The sequence below is a fragment of the Vagococcus xieshaowenii genome (genome assembly GCF_004792515.1).
Lineage (GTDB): Bacteria > Bacillota > Bacilli > Lactobacillales > Vagococcaceae > Vagococcus_A > Vagococcus_A xieshaowenii.
Genome location: NZ_CP038865.1, coordinates 865,392 through 884,376, shown reverse-complemented (window position 1 = coordinate 884,376; position 18,985 = coordinate 865,392). Strand labels below are relative to the sequence as shown.

General features: G+C 33.5%; 13 protein-coding genes and 1 other annotated feature (1 of these 14 running past the window's edge). Of the genes, 5 read left to right on the top strand and 8 right to left on the bottom strand.

Annotated features, from left to right (window positions below):
- Positions 1–51: 51 nt before the first annotated feature.
- Positions 52–2,568: a cell division site-positioning protein MapZ family protein gene (locus E4Z98_RS04270; RefSeq protein WP_135254830.1), complete on the bottom strand. Its 2,517-nt coding sequence runs from the start codon at positions 2,566–2,568 to the stop codon at positions 52–54.
- A gap of 207 nt (positions 2,569–2,775) precedes the next feature.
- Between E4Z98_RS04270 and E4Z98_RS04265 the strand changes: the two genes are divergently transcribed.
- The 3 genes from E4Z98_RS04265 (at position 2,776) to E4Z98_RS04255 (ending at position 6,334) form a co-directional block, all read left to right on the top strand.
- Positions 2,776–4,173, top strand: coding sequence for a TrkH family potassium uptake protein (locus E4Z98_RS04265; protein ID WP_135254831.1), 1,398 nt, complete (start codon positions 2,776–2,778; stop codon positions 4,171–4,173).
- Positions 4,174–4,299: 126 nt separating this feature from the next.
- Complete coding sequence (locus tag E4Z98_RS04260; protein WP_135254832.1) at positions 4,300–5,643, top strand: Mur ligase family protein; 1,344 nt, start codon at positions 4,300–4,302, stop codon at positions 5,641–5,643.
- Between the two features lies 1 nt (position 5,644).
- Positions 5,645–6,334, top strand: coding sequence for a type 1 glutamine amidotransferase (locus E4Z98_RS04255; RefSeq protein ID WP_135254833.1), 690 nt, complete (start codon positions 5,645–5,647; stop codon positions 6,332–6,334).
- 49 nt (positions 6,335–6,383) lie between these two features.
- Here E4Z98_RS04255 and E4Z98_RS04250 read toward each other — a convergent pair whose 3' ends face one another.
- From E4Z98_RS04250 to pflB, 5 genes are all read right to left on the bottom strand, one after another.
- Positions 6,384–6,794, bottom strand: a complete 411-nt coding sequence (locus E4Z98_RS04250) for a phosphate-starvation-inducible PsiE family protein (RefSeq protein WP_135254834.1) — start codon at positions 6,792–6,794, stop codon at positions 6,384–6,386.
- A 143-nt stretch (positions 6,795–6,937) separates the two neighbouring features.
- Positions 6,938–7,861, bottom strand: coding sequence for a manganese-dependent inorganic pyrophosphatase (locus E4Z98_RS04245; protein ID WP_135254835.1), 924 nt, complete (start codon positions 7,859–7,861; stop codon positions 6,938–6,940).
- Between the two features lie 84 nt (positions 7,862–7,945).
- Positions 7,946–9,307 carry an aspartate ammonia-lyase gene (locus E4Z98_RS04240; protein ID WP_135254836.1) on the bottom strand — a complete coding sequence of 454 codons (1,362 nt, stop codon included), beginning with the start codon at positions 9,305–9,307 and terminating at the stop codon, positions 7,946–7,948.
- Between the two features lie 181 nt (positions 9,308–9,488).
- Entirely contained in the window at positions 9,489–10,247 is a 759-nt protein-coding gene (gene pflA / locus E4Z98_RS04235) for a pyruvate formate-lyase-activating protein (RefSeq protein WP_135254837.1), read from the bottom strand.
- A gap of 114 nt (positions 10,248–10,361) precedes the next feature.
- Positions 10,362–12,608 carry a formate C-acetyltransferase gene (gene pflB / locus E4Z98_RS04230; RefSeq protein ID WP_135254838.1) on the bottom strand — a complete coding sequence of 749 codons (2,247 nt, stop codon included), beginning with the start codon at positions 12,606–12,608 and terminating at the stop codon, positions 10,362–10,364.
- A gap of 365 nt (positions 12,609–12,973) precedes the next feature.
- On the opposite strand from pflB, the gene cls reads away from it, so the two are divergent.
- On the top strand, positions 12,974–14,506 hold the full coding sequence (gene cls, locus E4Z98_RS04225; RefSeq protein ID WP_135254839.1) for a cardiolipin synthase: 1,533 nt from the start codon (positions 12,974–12,976) through the stop codon (positions 14,504–14,506).
- 33 nt (positions 14,507–14,539) lie between these two features.
- On the opposite strand, the gene E4Z98_RS04220 is transcribed toward cls, so the two are convergent.
- Together E4Z98_RS04220 and E4Z98_RS04215 are read right to left on the bottom strand one after the other, a co-directional pair.
- Positions 14,540–15,196, bottom strand: coding sequence for a deoxynucleoside kinase (locus E4Z98_RS04220; RefSeq protein WP_135254840.1), 657 nt, complete (start codon positions 15,194–15,196; stop codon positions 14,540–14,542).
- 119 nt (positions 15,197–15,315) lie between these two features.
- The gene (locus E4Z98_RS04215; RefSeq protein ID WP_135254841.1) at positions 15,316–16,242 is read right to left on the bottom strand and encodes a magnesium transporter CorA family protein; all 927 of its coding nucleotides are present in this window, start codon (positions 16,240–16,242) and stop codon (positions 15,316–15,318) included.
- 137 nt (positions 16,243–16,379) lie between these two features.
- Here E4Z98_RS04215 and E4Z98_RS04210 point away from each other — a divergent pair, with 137 nt between their 5' ends.
- Positions 16,380–18,743, top strand: a complete 2,364-nt coding sequence (locus E4Z98_RS04210) for an ABC transporter ATP-binding protein/permease (protein WP_135254842.1) — start codon at positions 16,380–16,382, stop codon at positions 18,741–18,743.
- 58 nt (positions 18,744–18,801) lie between these two features.
- Positions 18,802–18,985, top strand: a binding site (T-box leader); it runs 15 nt beyond the window's last position.

Genomic DNA, 18,985 nt, shown 5'->3' with positions numbered 1-18,985 from the left:
ATAGAGTCAATACAGAATTCTCTCCTATTGACTCTATTTTCAACTAACTGATTATCTGTTACCTTTAAACCAACCTGTTTTACAGTTGATTTGAACAACATAAAAAGGTGTTTTGGCACCTGATTTTTTTAGCAATGGCGCATTGGCATCCGTTGCGTATAATTGATAATACCCTTCACCATTTTTCACGTCACCTCTACGTAATTCATAGCCTCCATCGACAATATAACCTCTACGATAACATTCGTTTAGAACAGCTTCTTGTACGCCTGGCGCCCATTGCCAAGGATCTGAAGATACTTGGCCTGTTTCTAAATCACTTAGAACCCCTGATTGTTCTGTTGTGTATTTATTTTGCCACTTATCCACTGTATCTTGTCCAAAAATATCTACCGTCACTTGTCTATTTTGTGCTAGTTTTGCTGCTAATTCTTGTTCTTGTTTTTCTTTTTCAGCTTTTTCAGCTGCTTCTTGGCGTTGAGTTAAAGCTTTTTGAGCATTCGTTAGTAATGCCATTTGTTGTTTCTTTAAGCTTTCATTTTTAATTTGATTAATGGCTTGTTTTGCAGCATTGATTTCTTTATCTGTTACTGCTTCAGCTAATTTATCTTTATCATCAAATAACGCATTTACCAGCTTATTTGCTGTTTGATTGTTTTTAATTTGAGATAAACCAATAGAGACTGCTTGATTGTATAGCTTACTATATTCATCGTTAGCTGTTTGGGCTACTAAGTCTGTTTCTTTTGTAGATTCTTTTACGATTGACGCTTTGTTCACTTTATTGTCTGCTAAGACAGGTGATTCAAATAAATCATTTAAGTGATTCGTCTGATGAAGCTGTTCTTTAGCTAGCGTTAAACGTTTCGATAGCTCGTCTTTAAACGATTGATCTGATAAATGATTAATTTTTTCAGCTACTTGATCAAAAGCTTCAGTAGAAATACCTGGCTTAAGCAACGTGTATTGACTATCAGTAAACAGTTTATCTAATTCAACTTTTGCCAATTCATAATTTTTTTTCTGTAGTTGTACTTGCTCAATACGTTGTCTTTCTTGAGCTTTTTCATAGTTATTTAGCGTGAGTGCCCCTGCTGCTAGAACAGCAATAGCACTTAATGTAATGAGAGCTTTTTTACGATTAAATAACGGTTTATTAGCATGTTTTACTACTTCTTGTGATGCTCGATTAGGGATCTTTTCAATGTCTACTGGTGGTACATATGTTTCTTTAGAAACTGATTCAACATGACTGTCGGTACTTTCTTTTTGCTGTGATAGACTACCTTCTTTTTCATTTAAATCAGTATCTTCGTTTAATTCTTCCTCTTTATCGTTAGATTCAGACGGAAGGATTGCTGTCTTTCCATCTTCTACAGATTCATTAGCTATTGCCCTATCAAAGACGGGTTCTTCCAGATCTACTTCTGTTGCCTCCTCTAAATTAGCGGATTTTTCCATTTCTTCAAGTTCTTCTGATAAATCTAGCTCTTCATAAGACTCATTAGAGGCGTCAGTTGTCAAATTGTTATCAGATAGTGAATCATCTAGTACTTCATTGACATTCAGCACTTCTTCCTCACTATCATCTTCATCATTTACGACTAAATCTACTTCTAATTCAAGAGTCTCATCTAAGGGTTTGCTATCTATTATAGCGTCATTAGAAGTCGCATATTCTTCTTGATTTTCAGCTTGGATTTCTTCTTCAAAATCAAGTATCATTTCTGTTTCGTTCACTTCATTATTTGTAATTGGGACTTCTAACTCTTTGGTCTCTTGTTGTTCAACAGATGATTCTGAAGTAACCTGCTCATCGTCTTGTTGCCTATCCAAATCAGATGTTTCTCCTATAAGTATTTCTAGATTATCGCCCTCATCTTCAGACACTAATGTTTCTTCAATCGCTTCTTCCATTGTTGTTTCAGTGATTGTCTCGACTGATTCTACACCTTCAACGGTATCAGTTGTTGAAATAAGCACTGTCGATTCAACCTCTTCCTCAGTTGACTCTTCAGATAGTTGTACGTGTTCTTTACTATCAACTAAAGCTACAAGTTGTTCTTCTTCACTTGTTTCTGACACTGGCTCATCCATATCCTTTATCTTTTCCATTTGATCAGGTATAAAAATATCAGTAAATTCAGCTACTTCTTCTGATAGTTCTTCTTGAGATACTTCCATTAATACAGACTCTTTTTCTGCTTTATCTTTTTGCTCTTTAATCGCATCATGAATAGCATTCTCCACTTCTTCAATCGATGTTTCTTCATCAATCTCTTTAAAAATTAAAGAATGATCGATTAAATCTTCTGGTTGCTCCTCTGATACTAATGGATCAGCTATCTCTGATTGTTTTTGTTGTTTTATTTCGTAAATAGTTTTTAATTTAAGACGAATTTGAGCATCTTTTTCCATTTCTTCTCGACGGACAATCATTTTTTCGCGTTGACTAGGTCCGTGATGAAATTGACGATTACTCCCCCCATATAAGTCACATTTGGGGCAAAAATCGGTATCTATCGCATAAATTTGACCACAATTTGGACATTTTTTTTGTTCTGACATATTCTCAACCTCTTTATCAGTATATTCTCTACAATTCTATCATACTTTCTCCACTATGGAAAACTCACAAAATCAACTTCTTAGTAATTGTTAAACTAGAAATTAACCCTTATAATGTGATACCATGCTAATGAGTCAGATAACATTCATTATTCAGATATACCTTAGAAAAATGAATGCTCAATTACTATATAAAGGAACGAGCTTATGATAAATAAATACATCTATTTAATTAAACGGCAATTTGACCGCTTTATCGCTAACAATGTAACGAGTATTCAAAAAATTGTCATCTACTACTTAGGATTTACGATCCTCGCATTTTTCTTACTGAAAATGCCGTGGTTTAGAAATCCTGGTGTTCATACGTCGTCATTTGATGACTTTTTTATGGCGTTGAGCACTGTGAGTGTAACAGGATTGTCCACCTATAACATTAATGAGGTCTTTAATTACCGAGGTATCATCTTACTAGAAATTCTTTTTCAAATAGGCGGCTTAGGTATTATGATGATATTGACCTTTTTCTTCATATTTTCTAAAAAGAAAATCAGTTTAACCCAACGTCAACTCATTATGACCGATATGAATCAACCTAAGTTAAGTGGAATTGTTAAATTGATTCGTATCAGCATGTCATTTTTAATTAAAGTACAACTATTTTTTGGTATTATTTTTTCTATTCATTTTTATTTTAACGAATCACATGCAACGATAAAAGAGTCGATTTTCTTTGGCTTCTATCAATCGATTTCAGCCGCAACTAACTCAGGGTTTGATGTCACAGGGGCATCCATCATTCCGTATAAACAGGATACTTTCTTTCTATTTTGTACAATGTTTTTAATCATGATTGGTGGTATAGGGTTCCCTGTCATTATGGAAATACGAGAACGTATTTTTTACAAGAAACAACATCGAAAGTTACCTTTTAGGTTCTCACTATTTGCCAAAATAGCGATGTTTACCTTCATCACGTTGCTCATTGGTGGTACCATTATGATTTACTTCTTAGAAAGACAACATTTATTTGCTGATATGAGCGAAGGTCAACGATGGTTGAACGCTATGTTCTACTCTGTTACCACTCGAAATGCTGGTTTACAAATGCATGACTTAAATGAATTCCAGCCAGCTACATTATTATTATTTTCTATTTTAATGTTCATAGGTTGTAGTCCTAGTTCAGTTGGAGGTGGCGTTCGTACGACAACCGTTGCCATTCTTTTCTTATACATGATGTCTTTCATTAAGAGTGAAGAAAACGTTAATATTTTTGGTCGTCGTATTTCAAGTGAAGACATAAAAAAATCTGTCGTGGTATTTAATTTATCATTAACTATGTGCTTTTTAGCTGTTATTGTTCTTTCTGCAACGGAATCTCACTCGTTGATAGCGATTATTGTAGAAGTCACTTCCGCATTTGGAACAACTGGCTTATCATTAGGAATCACTGATGACTTAACGTTATTTGGTAAAATTGTTATTGGTATCTTAATGTTTGTTGGTCGTGTTGGAATGTTATATACACTGATGATGTTCTTACCAAAAGAAAAACAAGACAAAGCATTCTTATACCCTACAGAAAAAATAATAATCGGTTAATCAACTAATCATTAATATTTTCCAAATAATTAAGAGAAGAGTCGCACGATTCTTCTCTTTTTTTTAGGTTTTATGGTATTATTAAGGATATTATGAGCAAGATATGTGCTTTGGGAGGAAAAAATAATGACATTTAAAAGTCGTTTAGCACTTTCCGTTGGGAAGTCAAGCCAATGGTTTTTACAAACATTTACAAAAGGTGGGAGTAGTTTACCCGGAAAAATCGCTTTAAAGATGGATCCTGATATTTTAAACGCAATTTCTGAAGAGTATGAAATCATCGTTGTTACAGGGACTAACGGTAAAACACTAACAACAGCCTTAACTGTTAATATTTTAAAACAACAATTTGGGGAAGTATTAACTAACACAACCGGTGCCAATATGTTGCAAGGAATTGTGTCTACTTTTCTTTCAGATAAACCTAAAAAAGGACAAAAAAAATTCGCAGTTCTCGAGATTGATGAAGCAAGTCTTTCTAAAGTAACTAAATATTTAAAACCTTCAGTCTTCTTATTTACAAATATTTTTAGAGACCAATTAGATCGTTACGGAGAAATATATACTACCTATCAAATGATTGTCGATGGTGCAGCAAATGCACCTGACGCAACCATTATTGCTAATGGTGATTTACCTTTATTCAATTCAAATGACAGCATTAACAAGCGACTATTTTATGGCTTTAATCATGAAGAAGATCATGATGTTGTCCCTTCTTCAAATACAGATGGTCTACTTTGCCCTCGTTGTCAACACATCTTACACTATAAGATGTTAACATATAGCAATCAAGGTAAATACTACTGTCCACATTGCGAATTCAAGCGCCCTGAATTAGCTTTTGAAGTAACCAGCATTAATAAAATGACAAATACTTATTCTGAGTTTGATATCAATGGTAGCCCACAACGTATTGAAGTGGGAGGCTTATATAACATCTATAATGCGCTTGCTGCTACTGCTGTAGCCAAACACTTTGGTGTCACTGACGCTAATATCGAAAAAGGTTTAACCTATGACCAAAAAGTCTTTGGACGTCAAGAAGTCATTAATATTGATGGTAAAGAATGTACCTTAGTGCTTGTAAAAAATCCCGTTGGACTTAATCAAGTCATTGACATGATTAACCTTGCACCTCAACCATTTAGTTTAGTTCAAATTCTAAATTCGAATTATGCAGATGGGATTGATGTTAGCTGGATTTGGGATGGTAATTATGAATCATTTGCCAATATGAACATTCCAAATGTCATTGCTGGGGGTGAACGTTCAAAAGATATCGCCTTACGCCTTAAAGTGGCAGGATTGGAAAAAAATAACTTCAAAGAAATCCCTGAAATGTCAAATATTATCAAAGAAATTAAAGCGATGGATACCGAACGCGTCTTTATATTAGCTACTTACACAGCGGTTCTACAATTGAGAAAAGAGCTTGCATCTCAAGGCTACATCGAAGGAGGTATGTAACATGGCGAACTATACTATTCATGCCTGTCATTTGTACGGGAATTTATTAAATACATACGGTGATATTGGGAATCTTTTAGTATTGGAATATTATGCAAAAAAAGCTGGAATTTCTCTTACTCACGAAGTCATTAGTATTGATGATGTTTTTGATGATACTAACTATGATTTTGTTTTATTCGGCGGTGGTCAAGACTTTGAACAAACCGTTGTCTCACAAGATATTCAACTAAAAAAAGAACCGCTTGTACGCTATATCGAAAATGATGGACCATTTTTGGCTATTTGCGGAGGTTATCAACTTCTTGGGCACTATTACATTGGTGCTAAAGGCGAACAAATTAAAGGTATTTCAGCTATTGATTATTATACTGAAAGTCAAATCAATAACCGCTTCATAGGAGACGTTGAAATCAAAAATGAAGAATATGATGAAATCTATATAGGTTTTGAAAACCACAACGGAGTTACTTACCTTGGTAAGAATGTCAAACCACTTGGAAAAGTACTCAAAGGTTACGGTAATAATGGACAAGATCAAACCGAAGGCGTTCATTATAAAAACACTTATGGTTCCTATTTCCACGGTCCTATTTTAGCTAGAAATACTAATTTAGCTAAACAAATTTTACGTTCAATTCTAGAACATAAGTACCAAGAAGATTTTTCATATATTATTGAATTAGACTAAAAAAGAAACCATAACGCTAAGCTAAGCGTTATGGTTTCTTTTTTAGTCTTTATAAATCGTCATCTGATATGATATTCGATTTTTGAATAACATAGACAACTATCATTAAAATTAAAATAGCTAATGACAAGTAAATCATTCTTAAAGCATCTCCATGAGCTAACAAAATTTCTCTTGCAATGGCTGTAATACTGATAATAATCAAATATTTGACAGGAACATGATGAATGTCTTTCAAATATTTTAATAACATCAAAATTATTTCTAAGAAAATGAAGAATGTTGCAACATCTTGTATCATAACTGTCAAACTATCCATTGTCCCAATAGTAATTGATGTCATAATAATGTTATACACCAACTCCACCATCCCGATTAACACAATAGCGATTAACACCATAATAATTAAATGAATCAATAAATCAATCATTTTTTCAAAATTTCTATATAACTGTTTCAATGTTTTTCCCCCAAAATTTAACCCACTTTTTATTACTTGTTCATTATACCTAATAGTTCGAAAAATTTCATCTGATTTACTCAAATCTCAGCAAAAAAAAAAGAGAGTTTTTACACCCTCTTTTCTGGTAATTCTACACTAAGTTAGAATGATTCTGTTAATTGCGGAACCACTTGTTTCTTACGAGAAACTACTCCTTTTAATAAGGCAGTGTTATTTTCTAATGTAACATTAAACGCTTTTTCAACATTTTCTTTTGGTTCTCCCACGACTAAAATAACTGAGTCACTATCTAAAATATTAGTGATAATCAATACAAATAAGTCATAGCCTTCTGTTTGATTTTGAGATGTCATTGCTGCTTCAACTGAGGCTTGGCGTGATAATACATCTTGTACGTCCACTGTATTCACTTGACCAATGCGTACAACTTTATCACCCATATTAAAGCTCTTAGCATCCATATTTAATAAATCTTCATCAGATTTTGTTCCTAAGTTAGTCCCTGCTTTTAACATATTCAATCCGTATACATTCATATCAACTTCAGCGATAGTTGCTAATTTTTCTGCAACATTAACATCTTCTGATGTACATGTTGGTGATTTAAATAACAATGTATCTGAAATAATAGCTGACAACATTAGGCCGGCTACTTCTTTAGGAATTGTTATCCCATGTTCTTGATACATTTTATATATGATGGTATTTGTACAACCAACCGGCTCTGCACGGTAATATAATGGATTAGCTGTTTCAAAATTAGCAATACGGTGATGATCTACTACTGCAAGTACTTCTACTTCTTTAATATCAGAAACACTTTGTTGCGCTTCATTATGATCCACTAACATAACCTGTGATGTTTCTGATTTAGCATGATCGATAATTCTTAAAGGCTCCACACCAAATTCATTCAAAGCGTACGCTGTTTCTTCATTCATTTCACCTAGAGCGACTGCTTCAGCGTCAACTCCTAATTGTTGTTGTAAATATGCCATTGAGATTGCTGATGCAATTGTATCAGTATCTGGATTTTGATGGCCGAAAACTAAAACTTTAGACATTTTCAATACCCCTATCTATAAATTAATTACGCCACTATTATAGCATATTTCTTTTATAAATTTGATAACTATACAGTAAATATTCTAATTTACTCTAACTTTCAAATTATCCAATACCTCATCTGGCACATTATAGTCTTTCGCTATTTCTTTAACAGTTCGACCAGAAGCTACAGATTCTTTAGCAATATCAGCTGCCCGAGCATAGCCAATTTTTTCAGCAAGTGGCGTAGCCATATAAGTACTTCTTTCTAAATTCTCACGACAACGATCTCTATCCGCTTCAATCCCCTTCACACAATTCTCATTAAATGTTTCTACCCCATGCGTTAAAACCTCAAATGATTCAATCAATTTGTAAAAAATTATTGGTTCAAATGCATTTAATTCTAATTGTCCGTGCTCTGCTGCCAATCCAATGGTCACGTTATTACCCATTACTAAAAATGAACATTGATTCATCACTTCTGGAATAACCGGATTAATCTTACCTGGCATGATTGATGAACCGTTTTGTTTCGCTGGGATTTTTATTTCGCCAATTCCCGTTTTAGGGCCTGAAGAAAGTAAACGGATATCGTTAGCAATTTTTGATAAACTTATAGCAATTGCTTTTAGTGCATCAGAAAGCACCACATAATTTTCAACATTTTGTGTAGCGTCAACTAGGTCATCAGATATTTCTAAGGGTTCTCCTGTTATATTGACCAATTTAGTCAATACCGTTTCTGATAATTTAGGATGTGCTGAAATCCCTGTACCAATAGCGGTTCCACCTAGATTAATAGATTCCATCTCTTTTTTTGCAGTTTCCAAACGTTTAATCCCTCTTTTTATAACAGAGTAATACGCATGAAATTCTTGTCCTAATGTAATAGGAACAGCATCTTGCAATTGTGTTCTACCTAATTTGATAACATCATCAAATTCTTTAGATTTTTCTAAAAAAGTATCCCTTAATAAGTATAATTGCTCCATTAATTTAGGGATTTTTTTTAACATAGTTAATTTACCCGCTGTTGGATAAATATCATTAGTAGACTGTCCTTTATTTACATCATCATTCGGATTAACTAAGTCATAATCCCCTTTTGTGCCTCCTAATAACTCAATCGCACGATTAGCAATTACCTCATTGATATTCATATTACTACTTGTTCCAGCACCACCTTGAATAGGATCCACTAATATTTCATCGTGCAGTTTACCTCCAATGATTTCTTCCGCACTTTTTGTAATCGCTGTCATTTTTTTCTCGGATAAAACACCAAGATCGTAATTAGCCTGAGCAAGTGCTTTTTTGACTTCTGCTAAACTAATAATAAAATCTTTATCTAACCTTCTGCCAGTAATATTAAAATTATGAACTGCTCGTTGTGTGTGAACACCATAATAACTTTCATCTGGTATTTCTAAATATCCAACACTATCTTTTTCTAATCTCATGACGCCATCCCCCTATAAGAAAACGTTTTATTTAACACATTTATTATAACGCGTTGACTCAATTAATAAATCATCTTTAAGGAAAATTCGCTGTATTCTTATGTATCCTTCATATATTTATAAGAAATCACTAATCAAAAAACTAGTCTAGCAAAAATAACGCTTCTTGCTAGACTAGTTTTTAATTTTTATAACCTGTATAGTCGGCACAATGAAGTAATTCTTGTGCATTTTTAACACGTTCTTGTGTTGGCGGATCAATTCCCTCTAAAGGATAATCAATACCTAATTCTTTCCATTTAAAAATCCCCATACGGTGATAAGGCAATACTTCAACCTTTTTAACATTGTTCAGCGTCTTAATAAAATCACCTAGACGGATTAAATACTCATCATAATCTGTACGTTGTGGTACTAACACGTGACGAATCCAAACAGGTTGGTCAATTTCAGATAAGTATTTTGCCATATCCAAAATATTATCATTAACATGCTGTGTTAATTCTCGGTGACCTTCACGATCAATATGTTTAATATCGAACAGAATCAAGTCAGTATACTCTAATAACTCGTTAAATTTACTAAACCAAGGCTCTCTTCTAGTAAATGGTTTACCACAGCTATCAATCGTTGTATGAATTCCCAGTTTTTTTGCTTTTTTGAATACTTCAAGTAAGAAATCTATTTGTAGTAAAGGTTCACCACCACTAATCGTAATGCCACCTTCTTCTCCCCAATAACTTTTATATTTTAAAGCCTCTTCAATTATTTCATCAGCAGTCACTTGTTTTCCCGCATGTAAATCCCAAGTATCAGGATTATGGCAAAATTGACAACGCATGTGACACCCTTGAGTGAAAACAACAAAACGTACACCTGGTCCATCTACAGTACCAAAATTTTCTGTAGAATGAATTCTACCTAAAACGGAGTTAGTCATAATTCTTCCTCTTTTCTGTTCTTTAATCTCTTTTTGTTATAAGAATAACAGAAAATATCAAAAAATAAAAACTGGGAAAATTTAAGATTCCCAGTTTTTATCTAATCTATCATCTTACATTCTGTCGTGTGAAGTTCTTGAGATAACATCTGCTTGTTGCTCTGGAGTTAAATCACGGAATTTAACAGCGTATCCTGATACACGAATAGTTAAGTTTGGATATTTTTCTGGATGTTTTTGAGCATCTAATAATAATTCGTTTGTAAATACGTTAACGTTTAAGTGGTAACCACCGTTGTTGAAGTAACCATCCATAACGTTACGTAAGTTATCGATACGCATTGTATCATCTTTACCTAAACCATTAGGGTTAATTGTTTGTGTATTTGAAATACCATCTAATGCATTAGTATATTCTAAACGAGCTGTTGAGTTTAATGATGCTAAAAGACCATTTTTCTCACCTAAGAATTTACCATCTTGATATGATGGGTTAGCACCTGGTGCTAAAGGTTTACCCGCACGACGACCATCAGGAGTATTACCAGTTGCTTTACCGTAAACAACATTTGATGTAATAGTTAATAATGATGTTGTTGGTTTAGCTCCACGGTAAGTGTGTTGACGTTTAATTTGAGTCATGAAGTATTCTAAAATCCAGTTAGCCATTGCATCAGCTTCTTCATTATCGTTACCGTAAGTTGGGAATTCGTTTTGTGGAACGTAATCAACTGCTAAACCATCTTCGTCACGAATAACTTTAACATTACCATGTTTAATTGCCATGATTGAGTCAGCCGCATGTGAAATACCTGCAATACCTGTTGCGAATGTACGTTTTAAGTCGCTATCCATAAACGCTAATTGTGGTGCTTCATAAGCGTATTTGTCATGCATGTAGTGAATAACATTTAATGTATTAACATATAATTCAGCTAACCAATCCATAATATCTTTGAAACGATCAATAAATTCATCGTAATCTAAGTTTTCTTCAGTCATTGGACGGAATTTAGGGCCTACTTGCATTTTAGTTTTTTCATCAACCCCACCGTTGATTGCATATAATACAGCTTTAGCTAAGTTAGCACGAGCTCCGAAGAATTGCATGTCTTTACCCATAACAGTTGCAGATACACAACATGCGATAGCACAATCATCTGAACCCCAATTTGCACGCAATAAATCATCATTTTCAAATTGGATTGAAGAACTTTCTTTAGCAATTTTAGCTGAATATGTTCTGAATCCTTTTGGTAAGTGTGATGAATATAATACAGTCAAGTTTGGTTCTGGAGAAGGTCCCATATTTGTTAATGTATGTAAAATACGGAAGTCATTTTTCGTTACTAATGAGCGACCATCGATTCCCATACCAGCGATTGATAATGTTGCCCAAATTGGATAACCAGAGAATAATTGGTTGTAATCTGGTGTACGAGCAAATTTAACCATACGCAGTTTCATGATTAAGTGATCAATCATTTCTTGTGCTTCAAATTCAGTGATGACACCTGCTTCTAAATCACGTTGGATGTAGATATCTAAGAATGCTGAAATACGTCCGATAGACATCGCAGCACCATTTTGAGATTTAATTGCAGCTAAGTAACCAAAGTATAACCATTGGATAGCTTCTTGTGCATTTGTTGCTGGTCCTGAAATATCAAAACCATATGAAGCAGCCATTTCTTTGATTTGACCTAATGAGCGGATTTGTTCTGAAATTTCTTCACGTAAACGAATCACATCATCAGTCATAACTGTTGTACCAGTATTATTTAAGTCTTTAACTTTTTGTTCAATTAAGAAGTCAATTCCGTATAATGCTAAACGACGGTAGTCACCAATAATACGTCCTCGTCCGTAAGCATCTGGTAAACCTGTAATAATTTTGTTTTTACGAGCTGAGCGCATTTCAGGTGTATACGCATCAAACACACCTTGGTTATGTGTTTTACGGTAGTCAGTAAAGATTTTTGTCATTTCTTCACTTACTTCATAACCATTAGAAGATAATGCGTTGTTCGCCATGTTAATACCACCAAAAGGCATGAATGCTTGTTTTAATGGTACGTCTGTTTGTAAACCAACGATTTTTTCTTCTTCTTTAATTAAGTAACCTGGTTCGTGTGAAGTGATAGTTGCTGGAATATCACTATCCATGTCATAAACACCATTTTTTTCATGTTGCACTTCAAATAACTCTTGTAGTTTAGTCCATAATTTGTCAGTTGATGGAGCGATTGGCTCTAAAAAGCTGTCGTCTCCTGTGTACTCAGTGTAGTTGTTTTGAATAAAATCTCTAACGTTTACAGTTTGTTTCCATAAATTACCTTTAAATCCGTCCCATTGTTTCATGTGAGTGGACCTCCTCTAAATTTATATAGGTTGATTGAAACAGCCTTACAAGAAAAGTATAACACATGATAAAAAAATCACAATACTTATTTGTGATTTTTTTATCTATTTTTGATAACCATTTCACAAAACAACCAAAAACCTTATAATAACAATGTTTTTGAAGTTTAAAATTTTATTATTCTATAAAAATAAGCTCGTGAATTCCAAATCAAACAAATACAATCTGTTATAAAACAGATTGCTCTGTTGTTATAATTATACAAACAGAAAACTCCTTATATTGGCTCACCAACCAAAAACCGTGCGATTCTTCTGTTTTTTCATGTATAATAGGGATATCATTTTTATTAAGGAGCTAAATAATGAAATTTTTACGTTCAGCAACAAATAGGATTGTACTTACGGCAATCCTTATATTAATCCAACTTGGGTTAATTTATATGATAGTCATGAAATTTCAAACAAGCGCGAACTTTTTTTATATGAGTTATTTGTTCGTTTCAGGTGTGACTGTTTTAGGAATTATTAATAGTAGACGGAATCCTGCTTATAAGATTGCTTGGTTAATACCCGTTATGCTGTTACCCTACCTTGGTGTCATGATTTATTTGATTTTTGGTCGACTTTATACGAAAAAAAGTTTCCAAACAAAAATGGATGACGTTCACAAAAAAGAAATTGATGCCATTCAAAAAACAGTTGATAGTCTGGATCCCCATGAAAGTTTACCTACTGAAGACGCAGCCATACACTCTACCTATCTCTATAATTACGGAGATTTCCCACTTTTTAAAAATAGTGCTAGCGAATATTTAAAAATTGGTGAAGAAATGTTTGAATCGATGAAAAAAGAACTCCGTAAAGCAGAACGGTATATCTTTATGGAATACTTTATTATTGAAGAAGGAAAAATGTGGAATGAAATCTTAGAAATTTTAGAAGAAAAAGTAGCAAAAGGCGTAGATGTTCGATTAATCTACGATGATTTTGGTTGCTTATTCAAACTTCCGTATAAATATAATGAAGTACTTGAGCAAAAAGGCATAAAAACATGTGTCTTTAACCCAATCGTGCCTGTCCTATCTTCTATTTTTAATAACCGTGATCACAGGAAAATCATGGTTATTGATGGTAAAGCTGCCTTCACAGGTGGGATTAATTTAGCAGATGAATACATTAATGAAGTAGAAAGATTTGGGCATTGGAAAGATACCGGTATATTAATGAAAGGTGATATTGCTTGGGGATTCACTATTATGTTTCTGTCCATGTGGGATTTTTTAAGAGGAGAAAAAAACGATTATACTTTTTATTATCCAGGTCGTAATCATGAGTTAGAACATACAAACGGCTTTTATCAACCTTTTTCAGACAACCCTTTTACGTCTGAGGCAATCAGTATGTCGGTCTATTCAAACTTAATTAATCGAGCAAAACGTTATATTTATATTACAACACCTTACTTAATCATTGATAATACACTGATGGATGCTTTGTGTAATGCAGCTAAATCGGGAATAGATGTCCGCATTCAAACCCCTCATATCCCAGATAAATGGTATGCACATTCTGTTACGCGTTCAAACTATGATCAATTATTAGAAGCTGGCGTTAAAATTTATGAATATACACCAGGTTTTATCCATTCTAAAAGCATTGTAGTGGATGATTTATATGCGGTAGTAGGTTCTATTAATCTTGATTTCAGAAGCCTCTACCTCCATTTAGAAAATGGTATTTGGATGTACGATACTGATTCCGTTAAAGAAATCTACCAAGATTTTGTACGTGTACAAAAAGTTTGTAGAGAAATTACGCTAGAAGATGCAAAAAGCGTTGGCTGGTGGCGTCATCTTGCTCGTGCGATTCTTAATGTTTTCGCACCTTTAATGTAAAAAAAGCTTTTCCTTGTAAAAGGAAAAGCTTTTTTATATTAAATCCATTTTCTTAAGCACTTCATCAACTTGTTGGATAAACATGGCTCTATCTTCTTTTGAATTGACAACATCCATTTCGTCCATATTTACAATTAATACTTCTGAGGCTTTATATTGTTCCATCACCCATTGATCATAGCCTTTCCAAAGCGCATAATAATAATCTCTTAATTCATCGTCTTGCTCAAAATCTCGTCCTCGTTCAGCAATACGACTCAGCACTGTTTCAAAAGAACCTTTTAAATAAATCATCAAATCTGGCGCTTTTTTAGGTAATTCATCTAACTCTTCCATCATGTTCTCAAGTAATTTCTCATACAACTTAAATTCAATATCTGAAATGCGGCCTAACTCATTGTTAACTTTTGCAAAATACCAATCTTCATAGATTGAACGATCCAACACATTATGCGGATGAACTAAAGCACGTTTGATATCTTTAAATCTGCTTTGTAAAAAATCTAATTGTAGCAAAAACGGATAACGTTTAGCTTCTTGCTCTTCTGGACTTGCCGTATAAAATAACGGTAATATATCATTACCCTCAACTTTTTCAAAAAATACATCTGATTTTAAATGTTCACCTAGTATCGTTGCAACACTTGTTTTTCCTAGACCAATCATTCCACCAACTACTATCATTACCATAAGTCTCCTCTCCAACCTCAACATTCAAGACTTATATTATCATACTAATATTTTTGATAAAAAGCCAAATATATCTTCTATAAAACGACATCAAAATTAGGTCATTTTTTGAAACTAAGCTACAACAACTTTATCTTTTTCAAAATGTAATAGATTACTAATAAAATGATCGCCATTATCCCTAATAAAATATAATAACCATTTGGATTTCTAAGCTCAGGCATATTAATAAAATTCATACCATATATACCTGTCAATACTGTGATAGGTGTTGCAAAAACAGTGAAAACCGTCAATTTATTAATTGTTTGGTTAGTTATAGTATTAATTGTACTATCATATATTTCTAGTAAATGCACCGCCATTTCGTACAGACTAACGCCATACTCATACACACGATTAATCCTAGAATCAATGTTTTGAATAGCTCCTAATTCAGAATTAGCTAATAATTTATTTTTATTTAACAATAGTCCATCACTTACATAAAGTAGCATTCTCATATATTTTTTCACTTTAAAACATTGATTTTTTAACGTAATAATAGTATCGATTTTAACATCCATTTGCATCTCAATAATATTATTTTCAATAGTTGTTAAATACTCCTCAAATTCATATAAACTTTCAAACATACGGCTCAAAGAAAAATCAATTATGTCTATGTATGTTTTATTAATGGTTGACACCTCAATCGTATCCATCAACTGATTGACGAATGAATCATGTAGCATCCCCTCTGCTTGAACTTCTAATACTAAATAATGTTGAGATAAGTATAAAGTGAATTTTTCAAATAGAAGCTCATTTTCACCTGGTAATTGATCAAAAAACAAATAACTAAAATAATTTGAGTGTGGTAATGATTCAAAACGAACTGGCAACTCCGTTTGTTTATCATGATGAACAGGTAGGGACAACGTTGTGATTTTTTCAAAAATTTCAGGTATTTGGTTACTCGTTGCTACAATGAAATAGTCTTTAGTTTTTTTTACTTGCCAATCTTTTATTTGATTGGCATTATTTATAAAATTAATCACATGCACGAAAAAAACCTCCGAACCTCTTTTCTTACTATTATTCTACATTCAATACAAATGTTCAACTTTTTATCTAAATAACTTATTAATTAATATTAGGTTCATCTTTCTATGATACACTTACTTCTAAAGGAGGTTATTCAATGCTTGAACTAAAAAACATTAGAAAAACTTATCAACTAGGCGGTCAAGAGACTGTTGCTTTAGAAGCGGTCAACTTATCTTTTAATAGAAATCAGTTTGTTTCCATATTAGGACAAAGTGGTAGTGGTAAAACTACCCTCTTAAATATTATTGGAGGATTAGATCAGTACACATCCGGAGATTTAATTGTTGAAGGAACCTCAACAAAAACATTTAAAGATAAAGATTGGGATAGTTACCGAAACACAACCATCGGCTTTGTATTTCAAAGTTATAATCTTATCTCACATCTTTCTGTCTTAGAAAACGTCAAAATGGCGTTGTCTTTAACTGGTGTTTCTGCTAAAGAGTCTGAAAAAAGAGCGCTAGAAGCACTAACCGATGTCGGACTAGCTGAACATGCAAGAAAAAGACCTAATCAACTATCAGGTGGGCAAATGCAACGTGTAGCTATTGCGAGGGCTTTGGTGAATAATCCTAAGATCTTATTAGCAGACGAACCAACAGGGGCACTTGATAGTAAAACAAGTATTCAAATTATGGAATTAATCAAAAAAATTAGTCATGACCGTTTAGTCATTATGGTTACACATAACCCAGAATTGGCTGAACAGTATAGCGATCGGATTATTCGGGTGGCGGATGGAAGTATTTTAGAAGACACCGCTCCAGTAATGGATCTCAACACTTCTAATGCTGCATTTACAAAATCAAAAACAGCCATGTCGTTCTTTTCAGCTATTAAATCTAGCATGAAAAACTTACTAACCAAAAAAACCAGAACAGCTCTTGTCACCTTAGCAGGTAGTATTGGTATTATTAGTATCGGATTAGTCTTAGCCTTATCCAATGGAATGAAGTCCTACATTGATGATTTACAACGTGAGACGTTATCCGGTATTCCCATCACCATTAGTCAAACAAGCGCTGGAAACTTTGAAGCAATGAGCGAAGCTTCCAACAAAGAAACGTCTAAAAAAGATCAAATAACCATTAAAGAACCCATCACTACTCACCAAAATATATATGATCAAGATGTCTTAGGTAAGGGTGAGAGCTTTATTCAATATTTAGAACGTGAGGCAAAGGGGAAATTTTCTAATTTAACATATGATACAGGCTACCAATTAAATGTTTTAACAACCAACCAAGCTGGAGATGTCCAACAAGTAAAGAAAAGCGATACGGATATGAATAATCCTGCTGCTATGTTTTCAATGGGCTCATTAATGACCAAATTACCCGAAAATGGTGATAATATCCTTTCTCAGTATGAAGTCATTGACTCAACAAATAATCGCTTTAGCTATCCAACAAAGCCAGATGAATTGGTTTTATTTGTTAATTATGATCAGTCCTTAAATAAAGATGTTGCTAAAGCGTTAGGATTATCCGATGATAACACCCAAAACATTAAAACATTACTAGGAAAAGAGTTACGTATTATTTCTAATGATGAATTTTATGAAAAAAGTCCTATGGGGAATTTCTTTATCAATCAACCCATCAACCAAACGATGTACGATAACGGTCTTAAAGGGACAATCGTAGCCATTATGAAGCCAAAAGAAGCGTCAGCTTCTCTAATCAACGCTTCTATTGGTTATACCGCCACACTTGAAGAACAAATGTTAGCAAAAGAATCATCATCTAATATCGTGAAGTTTATGAAAGAACATCCGACAGTAAATGCTCTGTCGCCTTCAAGTGACATGATCGATGAAGAAACAAACAAGACTATTATGCAAAAAATCGGTGGCAATACTTCACCAACAAATATTTCTATCTACCCTTCAACATTTGATGAGCGTGAAGCAATTACTAATATAATCAGTAATTATAACAACCAAGTTGCCAAAAAATTCGGTGAAAAATCTAAAGATTACACAAAATATATGATTGAATATACTGATATGGCAGAAATGATGACAGGTATGATGACCACTATGCTTGATACCATCACTGTTATTCTTACTGCTTTTGCTGCTATTTCTTTAATCGTTTCTTCAGTAATGATTGGTATTTTAACCTATGTTTCAGTTGTTGAACGAACTAAAGAAATAGGGATTATGAGAGCACTAGGCGCACGTAAGAAAGATATTACACGTATCTTTAATGCTGAAGCAGGCTTAATTGGCTTAATATCAGGTATACTCGGTGTTATAATCACCATACTATTAACGATTCCAATTAATGCTATCGTTGGAAAATTAATAGATATGGATGGATTTAAAGCATCACTTAAACCAGAATACGCTATAGCTTTAATCATTCTTTCTGTTATCCTAACACTTGTTGCAGGATTTATTCCTTCTAAAGGGGCTGCTAAAAAGGACCCTGTAGAAGCATTAAGAACGGAATAAAAACAATTAGGGTTGACTTTTTGTTGAGCAATCAGTAAGATGAAGTGTAGATAATTCAAACTTAATCGAGCACAGTAGTCATTTATCCCTGTTATATAGAGAGCTAAAGATTGGTGGAATTTAGCACAAATAAATGAACGAATTACACTCTATTTATTATTAAGTGGTTCCCTCCCATTATCGAGGTTTAAAGTGGTGTATTAATTTACACAATTTGGGTGGTACCACGGAATTAATGAGTC

What these genes read in the sequence shown, in the direction of transcription:
- E4Z98_RS04210 (WP_135254842.1), top strand. Translation starts at nt 16,380, where the DNA reads ATGCTTGAACTAAAAAACATTAGAAAAACTTATCAACTAGGCGGTCAA.
- E4Z98_RS04240 (WP_135254836.1), bottom strand. Translation starts at nt 9,307, where the DNA reads ATGAGATTAGAAAAAGATAGTGTTGGATATTTAGAAATACCAGATGAA.
- E4Z98_RS04270 (WP_135254830.1), bottom strand. Translation starts at nt 2,568, where the DNA reads ATGTCAGAACAAAAAAAATGTCCAAATTGTGGTCAAATTTATGCGATA.
- cls (WP_135254839.1), top strand. Translation starts at nt 12,974, where the DNA reads ATGAAATTTTTACGTTCAGCAACAAATAGGATTGTACTTACGGCAATC.
- E4Z98_RS04255 (WP_135254833.1), top strand. Translation starts at nt 5,645, where the DNA reads ATGGCGAACTATACTATTCATGCCTGTCATTTGTACGGGAATTTATTA.
- E4Z98_RS04220 (WP_135254840.1), bottom strand. Translation starts at nt 15,196, where the DNA reads ATGGTAATGATAGTAGTTGGTGGAATGATTGGTCTAGGAAAAACAAGT.
- E4Z98_RS04245 (WP_135254835.1), bottom strand. Translation starts at nt 7,861, where the DNA reads ATGTCTAAAGTTTTAGTTTTCGGCCATCAAAATCCAGATACTGATACA.
- E4Z98_RS04265 (WP_135254831.1), top strand. Translation starts at nt 2,776, where the DNA reads ATGATAAATAAATACATCTATTTAATTAAACGGCAATTTGACCGCTTT.
- pflB (WP_135254838.1), bottom strand. Translation starts at nt 12,608, where the DNA reads ATGAAACAATGGGACGGATTTAAAGGTAATTTATGGAAACAAACTGTA.
- E4Z98_RS04260 (WP_135254832.1), top strand. Translation starts at nt 4,300, where the DNA reads ATGACATTTAAAAGTCGTTTAGCACTTTCCGTTGGGAAGTCAAGCCAA.
- pflA (WP_135254837.1), bottom strand. Translation starts at nt 10,247, where the DNA reads ATGACTAACTCCGTTTTAGGTAGAATTCATTCTACAGAAAATTTTGGT.